Origin of the sequence: Bartonella sp. B1099, from assembly GCF_944801835.1 — a bacterium.
In the GTDB taxonomy this organism is placed as follows: domain Bacteria; phylum Pseudomonadota; class Alphaproteobacteria; order Rhizobiales; family Rhizobiaceae; genus Bartonella.
The window spans coordinates 521,142-542,833 of sequence record NZ_CALYLN010000001.1; the positions used below are offsets into that span (position 1 = coordinate 521,142).

Annotated in this window: 12 protein-coding genes; 3 read left to right on the forward strand and 9 right to left on the reverse strand. The window is 39.9% G+C overall.

The genetic code is table 11. From position 1 onward, the window contains the following. Positions 1–663 (forward strand): YdcF family protein, encoded by a 663-nt coding sequence (locus NNJ73_RS02340; protein ID WP_254492543.1) that lies wholly within the window; start codon positions 1–3, stop codon positions 661–663. A gap of 461 nt (positions 664–1,124) precedes the next feature. On the opposite strand, the gene NNJ73_RS02345 is transcribed toward NNJ73_RS02340, so the two are convergent. From NNJ73_RS02345 to NNJ73_RS02380, 8 genes are all read right to left on the reverse strand, one after another. Beyond that, positions 1,125–6,086 carry a type ISP restriction/modification enzyme gene (locus NNJ73_RS02345; RefSeq protein WP_254492544.1) on the reverse strand — a complete coding sequence of 1,654 codons (4,962 nt, stop codon included), beginning with the start codon at positions 6,084–6,086 and terminating at the stop codon, positions 1,125–1,127. 945 nt (positions 6,087–7,031) lie between these two features. Further along, positions 7,032–9,017 carry a MacB family efflux pump subunit gene (locus NNJ73_RS02350; protein WP_254492545.1) on the reverse strand — a complete coding sequence of 662 codons (1,986 nt, stop codon included), beginning with the start codon at positions 9,015–9,017 and terminating at the stop codon, positions 7,032–7,034. 3 nt (positions 9,018–9,020) lie between these two features. Then, positions 9,021–10,244, reverse strand: coding sequence for an efflux RND transporter periplasmic adaptor subunit (locus tag NNJ73_RS02355; protein WP_254492546.1), 1,224 nt, complete (start codon positions 10,242–10,244; stop codon positions 9,021–9,023). Continuing rightward, positions 10,241–11,719: an efflux transporter outer membrane subunit gene (locus NNJ73_RS02360; RefSeq protein ID WP_254492547.1), complete on the reverse strand. Its 1,479-nt coding sequence runs from the start codon at positions 11,717–11,719 to the stop codon at positions 10,241–10,243. Before NNJ73_RS02360 ends, NNJ73_RS02355 begins: the two co-directional genes overlap by 4 nt. Before the next feature lie 68 nt (positions 11,720–11,787). Beyond that, complete coding sequence (locus NNJ73_RS02365) at positions 11,788–12,597, reverse strand: exodeoxyribonuclease III (RefSeq protein WP_254492548.1); 810 nt, start codon at positions 12,595–12,597, stop codon at positions 11,788–11,790. Between the two features lie 33 nt (positions 12,598–12,630). After that, positions 12,631–13,239, reverse strand: coding sequence for an outer-membrane lipoprotein carrier protein LolA (locus NNJ73_RS02370; RefSeq protein WP_254492549.1), 609 nt, complete (start codon positions 13,237–13,239; stop codon positions 12,631–12,633). Positions 13,240–13,770: 531 nt separating this feature from the next. Beyond that, positions 13,771–13,941 carry a hypothetical protein gene (locus NNJ73_RS02375; protein WP_254492550.1) on the reverse strand — a complete coding sequence of 57 codons (171 nt, stop codon included), beginning with the start codon at positions 13,939–13,941 and terminating at the stop codon, positions 13,771–13,773. 556 nt (positions 13,942–14,497) lie between these two features. Then, complete coding sequence (locus tag NNJ73_RS02380) at positions 14,498–16,942, reverse strand: DNA translocase FtsK 4TM domain-containing protein (protein WP_254492551.1); 2,445 nt, start codon at positions 16,940–16,942, stop codon at positions 14,498–14,500. Positions 16,943–17,730: 788 nt separating this feature from the next. On the opposite strand from NNJ73_RS02380, the gene NNJ73_RS02385 reads away from it, so the two are divergent. Beyond that, positions 17,731–19,008 carry a ubiquinone biosynthesis hydroxylase gene (locus tag NNJ73_RS02385; protein ID WP_254492552.1) on the forward strand — a complete coding sequence of 426 codons (1,278 nt, stop codon included), beginning with the start codon at positions 17,731–17,733 and terminating at the stop codon, positions 19,006–19,008. Between the two features lie 908 nt (positions 19,009–19,916). Here NNJ73_RS02385 and NNJ73_RS02390 read toward each other — a convergent pair. Then, a complete protein-coding gene (locus NNJ73_RS02390; RefSeq protein WP_005774518.1) occupies positions 19,917–20,204 on the reverse strand; it encodes an H-NS family nucleoid-associated regulatory protein in 288 nt (95 codons plus the stop codon). A 742-nt stretch (positions 20,205–20,946) separates the two neighbouring features. On the opposite strand from NNJ73_RS02390, the gene NNJ73_RS02395 reads away from it, so the two are divergent. Beyond that, entirely contained in the window at positions 20,947–21,588 is a 642-nt protein-coding gene (locus tag NNJ73_RS02395) for a TrwN protein (RefSeq protein WP_254492553.1), read from the forward strand. Positions 21,589–21,692 lie beyond the last annotated feature (104 nt).

Genomic DNA, 21,692 nt, shown 5'->3' on the forward strand with positions numbered 1-21,692 from the left:
ATGACTCACCACTCCAACTCATTGACTCAAAATAATTTAGAACGTCCTGTTTCAAAACAGCCCCACCATAGCTGGTCTCCCCGCCGCTTATTTCGCTATTTTCCACCCACAACCCTTACTCTTGCGGTTATTGTTTTCATTTTTTGGGGTGGTTTTATTATTTTTGCTGAAAAAACCGAACGGCTTTCTCCCCCAATGCCTCTTCCCAAAGCCGATGCCATCATCGTGCTTACAGGCGGAGAACACCGAATAGAGACAGGACTTCATCTCTTACAAAAAGGGCTTGGTTCACGACTTCTCATCAGTGGCGTAAACGCCTCAACCAATCTAAAGGGATTTATGCATAATATGCATATTAGCCCACAGCTTATCTCCTGTTGTATTGACATTGGACACCAAGCAATTAACACCAGAGGAAACGCCGAAGAAAGCGCCGCTTGGATTAAAAAGCACCACTATAAAACCCTTTATATCGTCACCCATGATTACCACATATGGCGCTCAATGCGTGAACTTAAATATCTCATGCCTAATATCCATTTCATTGCTTATCCTGTGAAAAAGAGCGATGCTGAAAGTACAATACAACAGATCAAGCAAGCCCGCATTCTTATAGTCCAATATATTAAAACGCTCCAAGTCTATATCAGAACTGCCTTCTGATTTTCCCCATGATCCTTTATCCTGGTGCCCTTAAACCTTGCCACCTTCTGACCACTTCCTAGCGTTTTCTCCATACCCTTCTCACAGGATTCCTCCATAAAGGTTTGACAAACAAATCCTCCTGCCAAGCAAACGCCCCAATACACTTATGCATTCATTACAAGACATTGACTTATAATAATCATCTACCATAATTTATCTTAAATTAAGAGTCTTAAATACCGTAAGATCCTCTCACTTTAAATCTGTTCTCTATTGAATCAATCAAAACTGTTTTGTTACACATCACAAAAAAAGAGAACCTGCGTGGCATAAAACTGTCCCAAAACAGCATGCCTCTTATGAAAAGTCTCAAGTGTCAAGGGCTTATCACAAAATTGGGGGCAGTGGATAATGATGCCGGCTTGGATCACGCTCCCTTAAAGAAGAGTATTTTATCACCGCCCCCAAAAACTCTCATTTTAGCGTACAATGGACAACTGAACCTTTTCAGTTTCTCGCACTTCCAATTTTGGAAGATTACGCACAATTTTCATGGTTTCTAAGCTTACCGTAATAACCCGTTGAAACAATTCCAAAGGATAGGCTGGATTACCCACCGTCTCAACAGCATAACGATTAGCATCATTCACAATCCCACTTGCTTTATCCGTTTTGACAATCTGCCGCTCCATCACCCATTCAAGAGCGGACCTGCCATTCACCACATATTCATACGCTTCAAGAGGAATATTTCGCATGGTAATATTGCTATTATAAACCACGGTGCTTTTATCAATAGCCCCGCGCTTACCGGCAAATTTCATCGCTTGAACACGATAGAAACTCACCGCATCAGAAATCACCCAAGTTTTTGGATCGCCTTGTTTATAGGTCACCGGATAGGGCTCAACCTCTTCGTAATTCATATGTAAATCACCAAGCTTTCGCCCTGCTGTTACAAAAGCCCAAAAGTCTTCTACTTTTTTAACCGTTGGAATCCGCGGCAATTCTTTAGACAGATTATGCGCATAACGCGCACAGTAATCCTCAGAGTGCAAGATTCCATAGACATAATAAAACAAATCATCCTTTGTAATCACTTCACCAGGATAAGCCGCCTTAAAATACGCCAATCCTTCATCGGTGAGTGCATCACGTCGCTGCAGACCAGCTTTTTTTCTGCCTTCTGCAAAATTTGTAAATAAATGAACCTGACCATCCTCTTTATTCTCTAAGAGTTTAGCACTTTCATAAAGATACCGTGGAAAACATTGACCAGTATCCATTGTATGAAGATTGGGTAATTTTTTAGTCATCAAAACAGAAAAACCACTGTTTGCCCCCCTACCCGTAACTTGTATGACTCTATTTTCAACTACTTGCTCCATAGGAAAGACACGCGGCATTTGATATACTCTCTCATTAAAAGTGCGATTATAATAGAGCCATTGCTGTGTAAAAGGACGATACAAACTCTGAACTAAACAATCATTTTCAAATTCGGAAAACTTGCCTCTTACTAATTCTTCTTTAAGGCTACTACTCCAACTGATTTTTTTAGTATCTGTGTTGACGAAATCATTCACAGCATTTGCACGCAACTTTCGGTTAGAATGTCCATACGCAACATTAAAACGTTCTACTTCACTATTATAAAAAGCAATCATATGATTCATATTATTAGCTAAAGCTTCACGACTTGAATTATAAGCCCAAGCATCACGATTAGTTGAAATACCAAGTGAAAAATTTTCAAAGAGCTTTTTATCACTGCCCTTCTTATCCCCTAAGGCTAAAAATTTCTCAAAATCACTGTTGCGCTGATCCAACCAATCGCCATGTTCATCTGGTGTAATCAGCTGCCAACCACGTTCACGCTTGATACCACCAACACTACCTATTCGCTGAAGCTCATGCAGTTTTTCTTTTGTTGTGAGATTATTTCCAATATCATGATAGTGAATTTTACAAGATCCCGTGACATTGGGATTTTTGATAAACAGTGTCACAGCAATTCCTGCCATACTTCCACTGCCGAAAATATTTTGTCCTTCTTGCGCACGCCCTTTACTCAACATATTTTTACGAATATCACCCCGCAAATTGAGAACATAAATGTTTGAGAATTCTTTACTCAATTCTTTTCGTAAGCCGTTCGTAGAATATCCATTGATAAAACCTGAATTTGTGACAAAACCAATAATGCCACAGTCTTTTATGCGATCACTTGCCCAACGAATGGCACGAATATAACTGTCATAAAGTCCATTAACATTGCTCGCACTAGATTGAGCAGCATAAGTTTCACGGATACGCCTATCCAATTTAGGATAACCGATATTTTTGGCATTATCGTTTTCGCTTTTTTGTCCAGAAGAATAAGGAGGGTTGCCCACAATAACACGAATATCCAGTTCCTTCTGTCGTGCCCGTCGGGTGCTATTATCCACCAGCAAATCGCTAATCAGATCTTTATCTTGCTCATAAAGCTGAAATGTATCGGTCAGACAAATTCCTTCAAAGGGAACATAATCACCCCCCATCAGACCATGATAGGTTGTCTCAATATTAATGGCTGCGATATAATAGGCTAAAAGCACGATTTCATTGGCATGAATTTCATGACAAAATTTGTGCTTCATTTCTTCTGGTTTGATCAAGCCTGATTGCAAAAGCCGTGTGATAAAAGTCCCCGTTCCCGTAAACGGGTCTATGATGTGCACCCCCGAAGAACCTAGAGTTTGGCCAAATTCTTGTTTTAACACATCATTGACAGAATGAATGATAAAATCCACCACCTCAACGGGCGTATAAACAATGCCTAGTTTTTCGACCGTGCGTGGAAAAGCATAACGAAAAAATTTATCGTAAAGCTCGATAATTAACCTCTGCTTTGCTTGTGGATCGGTAATACCACTGGCGCGTAATTTCACACTGGCGTAAAATTTCTCAAGATCTTTGGATTCCTTATCAAGATTTGCTTCATCAAGCACATCAAGCATCTGTTGCATAGCACGCGAGACAGGGTTTTCACGCGTAAACTGATAACCTTCAAACAACACCTGAAAAACAGGACGCGTGATAATATGTTGTGCCAACATCTCAATCGCATCAGCCTCTGTAATCGTATTGTTTAAGTCATCACGCAATTCTGCTAAAAACTGATCAAAAGCTTGTCGCGCCCTCGTCTCTGGCTCTGCCAAAATCCCTGTTAAGCGCGTGATATGATTTTTAGCAATTTCCGCAATATTGCTCGCCCAATCTTCCCAATAATCACGCGTTCCACATTTTTTGACGATCTTTGCCATGATGGCACGCGAAAGCTCATCCACAGAGAAGGAAAGTTGCCCTTTGTTCTCATCTGTAAAAAGGAAATCACGCTCAGGACTTCCAATGCCCGATCGTGCTGGTTGTGAACGGACCGGAAGATTCTCGACAACAGCCGTCACAGCCTGTAACTCAGTACTCTGTGTCACCCCAATAATCTCAATCACATTGCTGATATCTTGCCCCAAGGATGCCTTATTAATCGTCGCATCAAAACGATCATCATGGGCGCGCAAAGCATTTAAAATTTGCCAAACAACCCGATATTTATCATTGTTGTTTAAAGCCTGTTCCGCAGGAATATCAAAAGGAACACCAATGGGCAAAATGACATACCCCATCTTTTTGCCTTCACTGCGACGCATCACCCGCCCAACCGCTTGCACAACATCAATCTGACTCTTGCGTGGATTTAAAAACATAATGGCATCAAGAGCTGGAACATCCACCCCCTCAGACAAACAACGAGCATTGGTCAAAATACGACAAACCTCATCACCGCTATCCGCTTTCAACCAATCAAGCAGTGCACTACGGTCCTTGGCATTAAAAGTACCATCAACATGTTCAATTTCACACTGCAGAAAATTCTCGTTTTCCGCATTCCCTTGAGTATACTCAAGATATTCCTCAACAACCGCAGAAAATTCATCACGGACCAGTTTAGAACTGCGAATATCTTTACAAAACGCTAAAGCACGCTGCATGGGATATTGATCCATACCAACATCCGCTTGCATATCTTGTTTGGTCAGTGCCTTATAACAACCAATAATCTTCGTAGCATCATCAAGAATAAGCGCAGATTCGCTATCACTAAGGCGCTTTTGAACAGCGGAACTCACGAGTTTTTCATCCACAGCTAAGACAATAACCTTATAGTCCGTTAAAAGGTCATGCTGTACAGCCCATGAAAAACCCCGATAAAAAAGTGTTTTACCAAAAAGCTTTTCATCATCCATCGAAGCGAGAACAGCATTGGCTTCATTCGCACGACTTTTTGCATTATCCCCAAAAATGCGGGGTGTCGCTGTCATATAAAGACGTTTTTTAGCCCGAATAACATCATTGGAATGCACCTTCACAAAATTGGATTGATCCTCTCCCTCCAGCGTTGCTCCTGTTGTACGATGTGCCTCATCACAAATGACCAGATCAAAGGTAGGAAAACCATAGTTTTTCTGCGCATCCGCAATCACCTGAATGGATTGATAGGTTGCAAACACCACGCTCATCTCATCTGCAACACTCGTACCCGCCTGTTCTGCCAGTTTTGCTGCATCGGTTGTCGCTGGAAAAGCCAGGTCACACACATCAATTTCTGCAACATCATCACTATTTTTACGACGCTTTCCCACTTGTGTATCAGAACAAACCGCAAAGGAACGTAAATCGATTTCTGCATCCGTCGTCCATTCACGCACCGTCTGTGACATCAGTGCCAAGGAGGGCACAAGAAACAAAACAAACTTGCCTTGACCTGCTAAATCCTCAGCAATCTTAAGACTGGTAAATGTCTTACCGGTTCCACAAGCCATAATGAGCTTACCCCGATCTGCCTGAGCAAGTCCCGCACGCACAAAACGCAATGCTTCCCCCTGATGGGGACGGAGTTTCTTTTTACCCTCCAACGCAATTGTGCCTTTGGCTGCAAAAGTCTCCCAACGGATTGGACTTTTTTGCAAATCGGAAATATTAATCCGTGTAACAGGAATTTTTTGCCCCTGTATCATTGTTTCCGCATTGTCAGTCCAAGCATTGAGTGTACTATCTACGATCACACGCCGCTTAAACGGTTCTTTCCCTGATGCAGAAATAAAACTATCAATATCTGCTTTTTTAATCCGATAGGATTCATCATAAAATTTACATTGGATTGCCGCAAAACCATCTTCATGACGAAGTTTTGCCACCAGATCAATACCGGTATCACGACCATCCCAACCATTTTCATGTGCCCAATCTTTAAAGGTCTGAACCTTTTCATAACACTGAGACTGGAGAGGGTCATGGGTCAGATAAGCAAGAGCAAAACGCTCAAAATACGTGCCCTTATCCCGTTCGGTACGCGCTTCCTCACGATAGGTCTGTAAAAGCGATTGTAGCGTCGTCATGCTTCCCCCCCAATTTTAAATACCCTCAATTATCGAATCTAGACCAATTCGTCAATGCCTCTTATGTCTTCCCCAAAAGATTTAAAATATCTTAATTTTAAGATTTTCTTTCTATCCTGGACGACAAAATCTCTTTGCCCCTCCCAAACTATAATGCCCCAAACTATACGATGAATTGATTGCATGTCTCCTCTCTTATGGAAATAAAAGGAAAGTGTGATGATTTTGAAAATATTTTTTTGCCTTTTGTAAAAAAACACAATAATAGTCATTGCTTTGGTTGTTTTTCTTTTCGGTAGCTTATCTGCGGCTTGGTTTTACGATGCTCTCTTACTCCGTCTCGCTCCTGCTAATTATGAGCTTATGCTTTTTCAATAAATGAAAACCCTTTTCATTCACACATCATTCAAAATGAGAGGCTTGCCACCTCTCAAACTTTTTTTTATCCCCCTCACCAAAATCATGAGATCAAAGCCACATTTTACGCAGTTGCTTCCTAAAATCATCCTCCTATGAAAACACCGATAGCATCCTTGTCGCAAACAACCAAAATAGCTTGTTTTATCTCAGCCCCCAAAATGAGAAGATGGAGAAGAAAAAAAGCGATATCTTAAACAAATAGTCTAAAGAAAGCTAAATTACGCGCATGAAGGAACGGCACATGTCTCTTATGAAGCGTTTCAAATCTCCACTCTTCTTATGCCAACGGCTGTAACAATATTGAAGAGCAGTGTATGATGGTTCCAATTTGCTTCTGATCAAACATAAAGAGAACGGTGTGCTATAAAACTTCATGAGTCTCAATAATATGTTCCCTTAACAAATGAAGTGTTTTCTGAGAAAAAGCAGCGGAGATAATCAAACTTTTTCTCATCCATATTTTGCTTCAAAAACGCTAATATCCAAGCAGATAGAACAATAAACATGCCTTAGGGTGATGAACACTTAATCACGTGAGAGTGCAACAACAGGATCAAGCCGTGAAGCTTGTCGCGCTGGCGAAAAGCCAAAACATACCCCGATGAGGGTGGAAAAAGTAAGAGATAGAATGATTGAATCAATCGTATAGACGAGGTGAATAGGCGCCTTAAACAGCAAAAACAAACCACCGATAGAAAATCCAAAGAGAACGCCCAATCCGCCACCAATGACACAAACCAAAATTGCTTCAATGAGAAATTGCTGCAAGATATCACTTTGGCGTGCGCCAACAGCCATACGCACCCCAATTTCATTGATCCGCTCAGAAACCGTAACCAACATGATATTCATCACCCCAATCCCCCCTACAATCAATGAAATAGCAGCAATAGAAGACACCAAAAGTGTTAAAATCTGTGTACTTTCTGTGATACGATCACGAAAGATCTGAGAATTTCTAATGAAAAAATCTTCCCCACCATGACGCATAATAAGGAAACGTTTCACCATCTTCTCCGCTAAATTTGAATCAACATGATCGGCGATCTTCACAGTAATGGCCCGAACTTGAGTTGTACCAAGAAAACGTGTTTGTAAGGTTGTATAGGGCAAATAAACCTGCAACGTATTTGAAGTCCCTCCTCCCATATGTTGCGGATCTACCACACCAATAATGCGCGCAGGAACATTACCCAAATGAACAATTTTCCCTATTGCACTCCCATGACTATGAGGGAAAAGCACCGAAAGTGCTTCTTTTTCGATAACGAGATCAACCGCCCGCTCATGCACACTTTTTTGATCAAACAGCTGCCCTTGAACAGCTTTAAGTCCCTGTGTTTGAAAATATTGTTCTCCTACCCCAGAAATGATAGCATTGACTTCAACCGCACCAAAACGCACCATAGAGCTTGCTGAAATCTGAGGTGTTACACCAGCAATATAAGGTAACTTAGAAAGAGCGTCTGCATCCGCCTCCACCAAACTGGTTATTTTCTCTGCTTGTGGATCAGAGAGGCTTTTTCCAGGCAAAATGGTTAATGTATTAGACCCCAAACTTTTAAAATTTTCCAGTATTTTTTCCCGCGTACCATTTCCCAAAGCAACCATGGCAATAATCGCCCCAATACCGATAATCACCCCGAGCATTGTTAAAAAAGTTCGCAGACGGTGTGCATTCATAGCTAACAATGCCATAACAAATGCTTCACGAAAACGTTCAACAAAAGAACGAAAAAAACCCAATGTTTTTTGATCTTTCATATTTTCTTGTTCCTGAAGAGGTTGAACACTTATTTTTGTTTTTGCACTTTTTGAAAGCTTATCAGCAATAATTTCCCCATCACTGATTTCGATAATACGATCTGCTCTTTTAGCCACCTGCATATCATGCGTTACAATAATAATGGTGCGCCCTTCTTGATGAAGCTCATCCAAAATATGCAACACTTCCTGCCCACTGTGTTTATCTAAAGCACCGGTTGGCTCATCAGCAAGAATAACCTCCGCATTATTCATCAATGCGCGCGCAATAGACACCCGTTGTTGTTGTCCCCCTGAAAGTTGATTGGGACGATGATTGATTCTCTCTCCCATACCTAAGCGTGTTAAAAGTTCTTCTGCACGTTTTCTTCTTATATCCGGTGCACAACCTGCATAAATCGCTGGAATTTCAACATTGCCAAGGGCGGTTAATTCATTCAACAAGTGATAGCGCTGAAAAATAAATCCAAAATGATTGCGCCGTAAGGCTGATAATTCATCAGCAGAAAGAGAAGCTGTTTCTTTTCCTGAAATCCAATAACGCCCAGAACTTGATCGATCAAGACACCCTAGAATATTCATCAGTGTGGACTTTCCAGAGCCAGAAGCCCCCACAATTGCCACCATTTCCCCACGCTTAATGGTCAAGTTGATATCCCTTAAGACAGTAACAAATGTTTCACCCGCAGGAAATGTGCGCACAATATTTTCTAAAACGAAAACAGCCTCTGCTTTTTCTGCTTTCATGACTTAATTCTCATCTTCGCTGTGTTCATCAGGAATTTCTGGCATCACACCATCGCGCGAACCAGTAATAACCACATCCCCCTCATCAAGCCCTGAAGAAATCTCTGCCATCACTTTGTTATTAAGCCCTACAGTCACTTGTTTTGCCACTACTTTATTTTCCCCGACCAACACTGAAACCCATGCTTTTCCTTCTTTTGTTTCATCACGCAAAGCATCACTTGGAACCAGCAAAACATTCTGAGCACGTCCTAAAATAATATGCACTTGAGCAGTCATATAAGTTCGCAAAAAGTTGTCTTTATTATCAACATGCACAATCCCATTATAATAAATTGCCGACGATGAGAGAGAGCTACCCCCCCCTAAACCAGGGTTAATACTCACATCAGCACGAATGGATTCAGGGGCTGGGTCAACTCTTTCTAACGTTCCCTCATAACGACGATCTGCATTACCTAATACCGTAAAATAAAGAGGTTGCCCGGTGCGAACTTTAAGAATATCGGCTTCCGAAATTTGTGCTTTAACGGTCATCTTTGACAAATCACCTAAAATAACAATTGTGGGCGCCGATTGAACAGCATTAACATTTTGACCTTCTTCAACAACTGTTGCCAAAACAGTTCCCGCTGAAGGTGCAGTTATCCGCGTATAACTAAGATTAACCTCTGCACTCTCCACATCAATTTGGGCTTGTACAATCTGTTGACGCAGTTGAGCAATTTGCGCTTCACGTATTTTCACCTGTGTCACAGCATCATCAAAATTAGCTTTTGAAATTGCACGTGTTTCGATCATTTTTTTCTGCCGCGCTAAATTTTTCTGCGCAAGGGCAAGATAAGCTTCTTGTTCCATTAAATTGGCATGATAATGCGATAAGGCTGCTTTTTTTCTTTTCAGATCATTTTCTTGGTCTGTAGGATCAATTTCTGCCAAGAGATCTCCCTCTTTCACAACACTTCCTGGAAAGACGCGCATGGATACCACCCGCCCTGTAGCACGCGCCCCAACCGCCACCAATCGATAAGGGCGCACAATCCCAGAAGCCAAAACACTTTCTTCAATATCACCACGCTTCACCACAGCTGTCATATAGGTTGGCGTGGATGTTCCAAAAAAAACAGAGCGTAACCACAACAAAATGATAATAATGAAGAGAGAAATAAGAAAGAATGAAAGCTTTTTGCGTTTTGTAATGAAATTTTTGATGAAATTTTTTTTCATTGCCCTACCTTTGCAAGTGAATGGGAAACACCATCAACGACTTCCGGACGCGACACATCAACAACACCATCCCATCCCCCCCCCAATGCTTTCATCAGAGCAATATATTGGGTAGCTAAAGCAATGCGGCTATCTTTAAGTGCCATTTGCGCAGAATAATAGGAACGATCAGCATTTAATAATTCAAGAAAACTGGTATTGCCATTTTCAAAAAGACTTTGTGAAAGGTGTAAAGAATGCAGAAAAGCTTTATTTGCAACGACAAGCTTTTGTAAACGCTGATGTTCCTTTGTTAATCTCACGAGCGCATTTTCAACATCTTCTAAAGCCCTCAATACAGCAGAGCGATAAGTAATAAAAGCCTGATCGCGCTGCGCCCGCGCCATTGCAACAGAAGCAACAATCTGTCCTCCATTAAAGAAGGGAAAACGAAGACCAGGTCCAAAAGACCAACCAATTGTTGAGCTTTTCCATAATTGATCTATGGCTGTTGCTGCTGTTGAAATATTCCCGGTTAATGTAAGCGACGGATAACGTTCTGCCTCACGTTGACCAATGCGGGCTGTTGCTTGTGCATATTGGCGCTCTGCCCGCCGTAAATCGGGACGTGACAACAAAATATCTGCCGGGATTCCTGCTGGTATTGGCCATTGCGGTTGTGGAATTTTGACGTGTTTGGCATTTTTTTGCAAAAGGTCCTTTAAAGCCGTAGGCACATGACCGGTTAAGACGGAAAGGCGATGCATACTCATTTCCAGACTTGCTTCCATCTGAGCGATATCGGCTTGTGTATTGGCCATTTGCGCTTGTGCATTTGAAACGTCGAGCTCAGAAATATCACCCGCTGTTAATTTTGCCTGCATCAATTCATATGTTTTGCGCTGCGTTGCAGCAATTTGCCGCACAATCAATAACTTTTGTTGCCAACCACGCATTTGAACGTAATTTGTTGCTACATCGCCTAACAATACAACCATCGTCGCACGCATATCTTCCACGGTCGCTTCAAGACCATAACGCGCCGCTTCAACGCCTCGCTTATGCCCTCCAAAAAAATCAAGTTCCCAACTTGCATCAAATCCACTACGATACTGGTTCAACGTATCAGATTGTCCAGAGCCGCTACGCGTTCCTGAAATCGTATTGGACGCACTTGGCAACAAAGATCCCACCACTTGCCCTAAGCTCGCACGTGCTTCACGAACCCGAGCTTTGGCAACCGCAACATCATTATTTCCAGAAATTGCCTCGTCCATTAATGCATTTAAAACCGGATCATTTAACTGTCGCCACCACCCTGCAAGGGAAATTGAACGCTGAGATATCTGCGCAGACTGCTGTCCCCACTTGGAAGGAACAGAGAAAAATGTCTTATGATAATTCGGACCAACCATACATCCAGACAAAAGAAAACAAAATAAGATACTAGAAAGTAATCCACGAGAAGCGCCCCTTTTGAGATTTTTGATATGCATCTAGTCTCCCGCATTCTTTCAGAATCATTATCTAATATTAATACTTTATTTACCTTGTTATTTCAAAATTAACGTGAAAAATCAAATACAGTTTGCACAGGAATATGATCTGAAGGACGTTCCCATCCGCGCGCATCACGAAAAGTTGAAAGATCCACCATAAAAGGTGCTAAATCTAGAGAAGACCAAACATGATCAAGCCGCCGCCCATAATCGGTCAACGCCCAATCGCGCGCACGATAACTCCACCATGTATAAAGTTGTGTGGGAACAGGGATATGCAACCGCATGAGATCAACCCATCCACCTTGACAACACAAATTTTGTAAACGCTCGGTTTCAATGGGTGTATGGCTTACAACCTTCAACAATTTCTGATGAGACCAAACATCCTCTGCTAAAGGAGCAATATTCAAATCGCCCAACAAAAGAGAAGACAGCCCCTCTTCCTGATCGGCGCGAATAGAAGACATTTCTTCTAAAAACTCAAGCTTATGACGAAATTTCTCATTCACCTCAGCATCAGGAATATCACCTCCAGCGGGGACATAAAAATTATGAATCCGCATCAATTTACCATGGGTTTCCACAATCACTGAAATATAGCGACAATCTTGGTTTTGACAAAAGAAACGCTTTTCTACCTTTTTAAAAGGCAAACGAGAAACAATCGCCACCCCGTTATAAGATTTTTGACCACTCAGTGCGATATACTTATATCCTGCTGCTTCAAAAGCCTCCACTGGAAATAAAGCATCGGAACATTTTGTTTCCTGTAGACATAAAACATCGGCCGGAAAGAGCTTCAAATACTGAAAAACCTGTGCAAGACGCAAACGAATAGAGTTAATATTCCAAGTCGCAATACGAAAGAGCATCTGCTTCAATCCCAATGACGTGATACTATTGCTTCATTTTTTTGAGGGAAGTATAAACATTCCCTGAGCAAAACGAACGCCTGTTCGCACATTCATAATCTGCACTGTGGTTTCCATGTTTTGTTGGTCAACAATTGTCCACTGCCGCAAAGCAAAGTTTTTGGAATCAAACACCATTCTTATTTGCCCATCCCCTATCGTTTTATCACGCAGAACGATTGTCACAGCCCCTGGATCTTCACGAAATGCCAACAAACGCCCGGATGATACGTCAATTTTATCATCCAACAAAAACTTCATTGGCGTTTGTGAAAGTTGTGAAAAGTTCCAAGTATTTAAAGCCCGATTGTTAATGCCCACAAATTGACTATCTGCAATGATTTGTAAAGGCATTTTCTTATAAATAAAACGAATTTTCCCTGGACGCTCAAGATAAAATGTTCCTTGAGACATTTTCCCCTTTGGACTAAATTGAACAAAGTCACCTGTCATTGTTTTGATTGCCGCAAAGTGGTTAGCAATATTCTGCGCCTTTGCCACCTTATTAGATGCTTGCGAAAGAGCAGGAAAAGTTAAACACCAAAAGACAAAAATTCTCACAAACCCTAAGACTCTTCTTTGCGGTAAAAAAGATGTTTTCATAAAAAATGCTCCCAAACAATATCGAATTGACTTGATCATTATCATTTATAATTAAATCATCAATGATGAATAAATACCCTGCTTTATAAGATAAAGATATTGTTTGAAAACACTATCAAAAGATTTTTAAAAGTATTCTTCTTCGACAGGCACCAAAATTTTCTACTTAACCCTATGATTTTTTGGACAAACGATACCTCCTTCTTTCATCTTTTCAATCAATGTCGCTACTCAATTATAACCAATACCCAAACGGCGTTGAATATAAGAAGTTGCGAAAACCCTTGGCCCTTAAACAGTTCGCAAAAAACATTTTTAGTTCTTTCTTAATCATTTTTATCCACACAGGGCATCCCGCTCGTAACGTGCAAGCGAATAGTTTTGGTTGATTCAATACAAACAGGTTTGAAATGAAAGAATCTTACGATATTGAGGTCTCCTATTCAAAATGAGTAATGCAATATTATTATAAATCAATGCATTATCCAAATAATCAGTCTGCTCTTGAGTTTTCGAAATCACCCTAATTTCTTAACTTTTCTGCTGATTGGCTAAACGCATAAGCTCTTCTCCACCCCCAATCCGTAAAGCTGCATGAATCATAGTCAATACGTGGATGGCATTAAGTTCTAAACATATTTCTTGCGAACCTGAAAACTTTTTAAATGACTCAATGGAAAAAATGCTTTTTTGACTTACCATGCACCCAAAAGAATAAAAATTCTCAGCCAATCCGCTGTGTAAATAATTTGAATTTTAGCAAGTTCTACTTAACTTCCCACCGCATATAATTCACTTAAACAAAAGCTCGACAGACCAGCCCTTTTCTAAAAACAGACAGACAAATCACGTGGCGCAACTGGTTTTGCCGTGAGATTGAACGACAAGAACAACAAAAACACTTAAATATCAATCCTTTCATGCCTTTATACCACCACACCTCACATAATCCTATTTTACATCAACATATTGATTTATAATGGTAAATTATCATTTTTTTAACTAAAATCATAACGCCGAAGATTATAAAATACTCTCTATATATTAAATCAATTCAAATTATTTACTTACACGTTACAAGAAAAACTAACATGTAAGTAAAATGATATAAAATAAGGGATAGCTCTTATGAAAAGTCTCAAATGCTATGGACCTATCGCAAATTGAGAGCTCGTGTATGACGCCGCAGGCTTTCTACGGTACAATAAGGCAACGATTTGTTTTTATAAGTCATTTAAAAAATGATGATAAAGATTTTTCAAAAGCGTTCTTCTTCAGCAGGGACTAAAATTTCTCGTTTGCCTGCATGATTTGCTGGACTAATGATACCTTCTTCTTCCATCCTTTCAATCAATGTTGCAGCACGGTTATAACCAATCCCTAAACGGCGTTGAATATAAGAGGTTGAAGCCTTACGATCACGAAGAACAATAGCAACAGCTTGACTATAGGGATCATCTGCTGAAGGAGAAGCCGAAGAAACATCAGCACCATCTTCTTCAACTTCTTGGGTAATTGTTTCCAAATAATCAGGTCGTGCTTGCGCTTTGAGATGCGCCACAACTTGCTCCACTTCATCATCCGCAACAAAAGGTCCATGTACACGCTGAATACGTCCTCCTCCCATCATAAAGAGCATATCTCCTTGTCCCAATAATTGCTCGGCCCCTTGTTCGCCTAAAATTGTTCGGCTATCGATTTTTGAACTCACGGAAAAGGAAATGCGTGTAGGAAAATTGGCTTTGATCGTCCCCGTAATAACATCGACGGAAGGACGCTGTGTCGCCATAATCACATGGATACCGGCGGCTCGAGCCATTTGTGCTAAGCGTTGAACCGCACCTTCAATATCTTTCCCCGCGACCATCATCAAATCAGCCATTTCATCGATAATGACAACAATATAGGGCATAGGACTAAAATCAAGAGTTTCCGTCTCATAAAGAGGTTCACCCGTCTCATGATCAAAGCCCACTTGAATGGTCCGCACCATTGTCTCTCCTTGACCTTCTGACTCCTTGAGACGTGCATTAAACCCATCGATATTGCGAACGCCAAGTTTTGACATTTTACTGTAGCGTTCTTCCATTTCACGAACAGCCCATTTAAGCGCAGTCACAGCTTTTTTAGGATCTGTCACCACCGGTGTTAACAGATGAGGAATACCATCATAAACCGAAAGTTCAAGCATTTTCGGATCCACCATAATGAGACGACATTGTTCAGGCGTCATACGATAAAGCAATGATAAAATCATTGTATTGATAGCAACAGACTTCCCCGATCCTGTTGTCCCAGCAACCAAAAGATGCGGCATTTTTGCTAAATCCGCAATCACAGCTTCCCCGCCGATAGTCTTTCCCAAAGCAAGCCCTAATTTGGCTTTACTTTCAACAAATTCCTGCGCTTGCACAATCTCCCTTAAATAAACCATCTCCCGCTTTGCATTGGGTAATTCTATTCCAATCACATTGCGCCCAGGAACCACAGCAACACGGGCAGAAATCGCGCGCATCGAGCGCGCAATATCATCTGCTAAACTAATGATACGAGAAGACTTAATGCCAGCAGCCGGTTCAAATTCATACAAAGTGACCACAGGTCCAGGACAAGCATCTATAATTTTTCCTTTGACCCCAAAATCTAACAAAACCCCCTCAAGTTCTTGAGAATTTGCTCTTAACGCAGCAGGAGAAAGTTTTGCATCCCTGACAGAGGGTGGTGGAACCGATAGGTAATCTAAAAGTGGAAGAACAAAACCATCCTTTGAAGACACTGTTAAAGACTTTCGACTTTTAACAGAAGAAGAAACATGGACTTTATTTTGATTCTCCTCACGCTTTTCTTTTTCACCCAAAAAAGTTGGTTCAATCCGATCAAATGACTTGCCTTGCCGCTTACTCTGAGAATGCCTTTTGAAACAGAAAAAACGAAAAAACCGCGCTTGTAAAAAATAAAAAAGATGCAAAAGAGCGCCAAAAGTTGTAGCAAAAAAACCATGCTTCTCACAATCATTTTCTGCGGCATATTCCACATCTTCTTCCATCTCAAAGACCGGATCAACGATTTCATTTTTTGGAATGCTTTTTTCTTTTCTTTTCTTTGTTCGACGCCGCCATATCACATTGCCAGCAAAAGCAGCAATGAAAAAACCTAAAAGAATAAAAACAACACTGAAGAACATCCTGTAAAGTGGAGAAAGAAAAAGAGGAAAAATTGAAGAAGCAACATTTAAAGCTTTATCTCCGAAAACCCCTCCCCATCCCATAGGCAAAGGCCAATAGGTAAAAGAAGCAACAGGCGTCATAAGAGCAAAAGCCATTAAAAAACAAATTGTTGATAGCACCCACAAAAAAAAGCGCAAAGTCAAATTGTAGATATTCTTTTGTGCCAACAAGAGAAAAGACCAAAATAATGGCGGCAACAAAACAGCAAGACTTGCCAAGCCAAAAAACTGCATCATAAAATCTGCAAAAATTGCCCCCATCCACCCCATAAGGTTTGTAACCTCATTTGTACTTGCATGGGTTAAAGAGGGATCAGCAACATTCCACGTTGCCAAAGCAAATACACAAAAAATAATAAAGCCCAAAAGCCCAAGCCCAATAAATACGCCAATCTGCCGTAAAAACATCTCAACAAGTCGAAAACCTTGAGAATCTCGGGACTCTAATGAATCATAAGGTGAAGAACTTCGGTGCATCCATCAATTCCAAATACAAAACTTTCATATTCAAAGCGTTATAACTTCCCTCTTCTCTTAAAAAAGGACAAAGCTTACCTCAGCGCCGATCTGTAAACAATCATCTGTCAATAATCCAACTTCTTAATCTCGTGCGTTCTGCCTTTTTCCTACTTCATGTCGTTCATAAACCACCATCTGAAGAACGAAACCTTCATAAAGCATAAAAACAGCCCTATCCTAAAATATTATCACACGAACAACAAAAAAACACCTCACCTGTAAAGTTTTACATGGGTTATCAAGTTTACGAAAAGCCCTATCACCCACCCTCCTCAACAGAAGATTAAACCACATCACCATGGTAACAGAAAAATATTAATACCGTTTTAACCATCACAAATGAACAGTATTTTCCTTATCTATCATCCTCAATGTACCCTTTCAGAACACGCCTCTTAAAGAACATTCATACAAATTAAAAAAATACATTCTCATCTTTGTCTAATTTTAGTTTTCTTTTCTATCAACCAAGTGTAAAAAGAATTGAAGAGGACATTCAAAAAAGGCTGATCCGATAAATCTGTAAAGTGAGTCACACAAGTAAAACAAAAGCGCTCTAAAACACTCATCTGTCATCAGATTGACACCAAAAAGGCATTGCGTCCAAAGAGAAGCCTCTTCTTTGTGAAGTAGGGAGGAAAGTAAAAATTAAAATACTGTAGATAATTTGAAAGAACAATATTCTTTTTAACAGCAAGCAAGCTTTAAACAATGGAAGAAGTCTCGTAAATAATGGAAGAAACATTGTGTATTCTAATCACCATAAAGATATAAAACCCCATAAGAAAATAAAATCTCATAAAATCAAACAATGTGATCTTCTCATTGCAGGGGGGGCGGTTGTCGGTTCAACACTGGCAATAGCGCTCAAGCAAACAGCCCCTAATCTGAAAATAAAAATCGTTGATGCTGCTCCACAAGAAGATATTCCTGCTTCTAACATACGAACCATTGCCCTTGCTGCTGCTTCTGTTCGTATGTTAAAACAATTGCAATGTTGGGACTCTATCATCCCCTCTGCGCAACCTATTCACTCAATGATCATCACAGATACAAGCACAAATGATCCTGTTAAACCCCCTCTTTTAACCTTTGAAGGCGACATTACCCCCGGTGAACCCTTTGCAACGATGGTAGAGCATAGAGAACTGATCAATACTTTAAAAAAACGTGTCAAAGATCTCAATATCCCTGTTCTCACAAACACACGTGTCATTGATTTTCATCAAGACAACCAACACACAACTGTCACTTTAGATAATGAAGAGGTTTGGCAAACAAAATTGCTTATTGCAGCCAATGGTGCCCACTCTACATTACGCCAAAAAGCAGGTCTTAAAAACTTTTCTCACCCCTATAAACAAACAGCAATCATCTGCACAGTTGAACATGAAAAACCCCATAATGGTCAAGCAATTCAACATTTTTTACCCGCCGGCCCTTTTGCTCTTCTCCCTCTCAAAGGCAACCGATCCGCCATTGTATGGAATGAAGACCATAAAACTGCGCAATATTATCTCAAAGCTGATGCCCTTATTTTTGAAACAGAACTCGAAAGACGTATTGGTCATCGATTAGGAAAACTCTCTTGGAATGGTGAACGTCAAGCTTTTCCGCTAAACCTTTCTCTAACACGTCAATGTATTAAGCCCCGTTTTGTCCTCGTTGGCGATGCAGCCCATACCATCCACCCCATTGCAGGACAAGGACTCAATCTAGGATTACGCGATAGCGCTGCCCTTGCTGAAGTGATTATTGAAACAGCGCGATTAGGTCTTGATATTGGCTCCCTCACAGCTTTAGAACGCTATCAAAGCTGGAGACGTTTTGAAATTGTCCGTATGGCTTTAAGCAATGATTGGCTTAATAAACTCTTTTCGAACGATAACCTTCTCTTACGGATGCTTCGCGATACCGGTCTTGGAATCATCAATCAAGCGCCCAAAATAAAAAAATATTTCATTCAAGAAGCTGCTGGCCTTACCCCCAATGCACCCCGTCTTCTAAACGGCTTCCCGCTTTAAGCAAAAATTCATACTCTTCATACTTTTTACAACCTTTGGCTTCTTTTCTCCCTCACAAAAAGCAAAAACTTCCATTCAATCCGGTCTGTAAACAGCCCAGATTCTTGTCACGCAAGTTTCCCTTGATGTGCCCTTCTCGTATTCCGCTTAGCCATAGAGAGAGAAAAACAAGCAAGCCATATTTTAAGAATATTCACCACACATTGAAAAAACATCTCATGAAAGCAATCTTATCACTCTTCCCATGACACTCTTTCACGGCATAACAAAATAAACAAGACTTTCTTGATCAGACAAACTTTGACTTATAAGAAACACTTCATGGTTCTCATGTTGAATGAGAGAGCTGAAGATCGTAAAATCCCCTTATTTTCAACCTCTCTCTTGTTGAAGCAATCAAAATCACCCTTTACACATCACAAATGAGATGAGCATATGGATAAAAAATGATTAAAAAAAGAATCCAAGCCCCTCCTATCCTCTCCCCAATACTAAATCACAACATTGCGGCTAGAAAATATAACAACAGTATTGGCATACTCCTGACACAATAAATTCTTCTAATTTCAACTCTTTTTGTGAAGAATCAATGAAACCATTTATTTGCCTAGACTAAAAAGAGCAACGTTAAATAAAACGATAAAAAATAAGTAAAAATCTCCCCTTTCTCAAATGCCAAAAGCAATCATAACATCTTAAGCTGGCAAACTTAATGATGATGGCAACTTATGACAACAATACCTTCTACATTGAGATACATTTGTCCATACTTTCTAACATTTTATTTAATACCTCAATAGGTCAATACATCCATTCAGTATTTTTATACAATCAAATAAGCAAGAAGAGGCTACTTTTTGCATTCATATCTCTTGATATTCCCTTTCTTTATAAATATTATACATGTTTTATGTTACTTCGAGTTCATCAAGTGTATACCCATTCTCCAACCACTCTTTAATCCACTTAGGTCTCCGTCCACGCCCATTCCATAATTCCCATTGGTTATTGGGATTCCTATAATGGCGCTCTTTGCTCACAAGATCAGCGATATCAATTCCATGGGTACTAGCAATTTCAAGAATTTTTCGTCGTGCATTTTGTTTTTCCTTTGCTTGCCGTTTTTTTAATTCCACATCAATTTGTGTACGCATCTCTTGTAATTCATCAAAATTCATATTTTTGAGATCATTCACCTTAATTACTCCCCTTGCAAAAAAAGAATTGCCATTGCCATATTTTAAACACAATTATAGACAATTCCTGTCTATTTATTGTCAAAATTAAAATTACGATACATATATCACTTTGACGGAGATGTGTTTTGTACCACAAAGAACTGTTTATTTGTGTCTCAGCTTCCACCACTACATCCTTTTTCAGTTCAGTTGCTGAAATTGGAAAGAGCAGTGCACAAATGCCATCACACTTCGCTGACTCTCATGAATCAGTCGTCAAAAGTAAATATAAATCACCATTCTATAAACTATGGCAATATGCAACAAAGAACAAGCCCTCTCCCTATAATGATGGTATCGTTTATTATGACAATAAGAAATCCCCTCAAGTACAACGAATTTTCACTTTGTATAAATGTCCTTCAAATCTTTTTTTACAACGAGAAAATTATATAAAACAAGTAACATCAAGAGAGTCCCAAAGATCATTATTGCTTAAAAATGGTATTTTTTTCATTCATCCCAATAATGTTGGTTGGCGTAGTCTGCTCTGCTTTATACCACACATTGATCTTTTTTCTTGGATATTCACGTATACTAGAAATCTTCTCAGAAAAGAAAGAAGTCATAACCACCAGGGACATTTTAAGCTAAACGATTCCGTTTTTCAAATTTGTAAAATAAAAAGACAACGACAAAAAACACCAAGCAATATTGGCATTTATATCAATAAAATTCTTCATAATAAGGTGTATTTCTAATGATTGTTCCAGATTTCACAATATTTACTACGCCATCCATATCCAATCCCCCCCTCATAGCATTTTCAACTCTCTTCGAACAAGAAAGACGGGATAATTTTTATATAACAGGTAATAATGATAAATTATTCTGTCCATCATCTCCGCTTAGAGAAGAAATTGCAACAACTGAACAATTTAAACAAAATAAACATAATTTTGACGCAATTTTTGAGCAAATCGATGTTCAAAATATGAAATGGTTTTTTCTTTTTGAGGTACTTGACTCTTGCAGAAATAGGAATCTTGCAGCAATACAAAGCACTTTAACTTACTGCTATGAACAAACAACATCAAAGTGTATCTTTGAAAAAGCGACATTGCAGTCTACGTTGAGTTTTTACAATACAGAAAACTTAAACAGTGGTGCTGATACACAGACAGTTGCTTCATATATCGGAGTAAAAACTGCTATGCAAAGAGATAAAGATTTGCGAGAGCCTGTAAGGCTTAAAAAAGAAGAACCAGGACAGACAACTAAAGTAGATTCTCTTCCTCTTTCTTCAGAGGAATTAGGAGATGTGTTTATGCGTAAAGAAAGTAGCAATCGTGATGCTTTTGCCGCGGAAGATTCTTCTTCATCGATAAATCAGCTAGAGTGACGGTTGGTATTTTCATGAATGAAAACTAGAATTTTGATAGGATGGTATAATGAAAGCTAGATAAGAAAATATTAAAGCTCTAATTAGTAAGATTGGACAAAATC

Excerpts from the sequence above, each read along its gene's own strand:
- NNJ73_RS02345 (WP_254492544.1), bottom strand. The coding sequence starts at position 6,086 with ATGACGACGCTACAATCGCTTTTACAGACCTATCGTGAGGAAGCGCGT.
- NNJ73_RS02340 (WP_254492543.1), top strand. The coding sequence starts at position 1 with ATGACTCACCACTCCAACTCATTGACTCAAAATAATTTAGAACGTCCT.
- NNJ73_RS02380 (WP_254492551.1), bottom strand. The coding sequence starts at position 16,942 with ATGCACCGAAGTTCTTCACCTTATGATTCATTAGAGTCCCGAGATTCT.
- NNJ73_RS02355 (WP_254492546.1), bottom strand. The coding sequence starts at position 10,244 with ATGAAAAAAAATTTCATCAAAAATTTCATTACAAAACGCAAAAAGCTT.
- NNJ73_RS02350 (WP_254492545.1), bottom strand. The coding sequence starts at position 9,017 with ATGAAAGCAGAAAAAGCAGAGGCTGTTTTCGTTTTAGAAAATATTGTG.
- NNJ73_RS02360 (WP_254492547.1), bottom strand. The coding sequence starts at position 11,719 with ATGCATATCAAAAATCTCAAAAGGGGCGCTTCTCGTGGATTACTTTCT.
- NNJ73_RS02375 (WP_254492550.1), bottom strand. The coding sequence starts at position 13,941 with ATGGTAAGTCAAAAAAGCATTTTTTCCATTGAGTCATTTAAAAAGTTT.
- NNJ73_RS02395 (WP_254492553.1), top strand. The coding sequence starts at position 20,947 with ATGATTGTTCCAGATTTCACAATATTTACTACGCCATCCATATCCAAT.
- NNJ73_RS02370 (WP_254492549.1), bottom strand. The coding sequence starts at position 13,239 with ATGAAAACATCTTTTTTACCGCAAAGAAGAGTCTTAGGGTTTGTGAGA.
- NNJ73_RS02365 (WP_254492548.1), bottom strand. The coding sequence starts at position 12,597 with ATGCTCTTTCGTATTGCGACTTGGAATATTAACTCTATTCGTTTGCGT.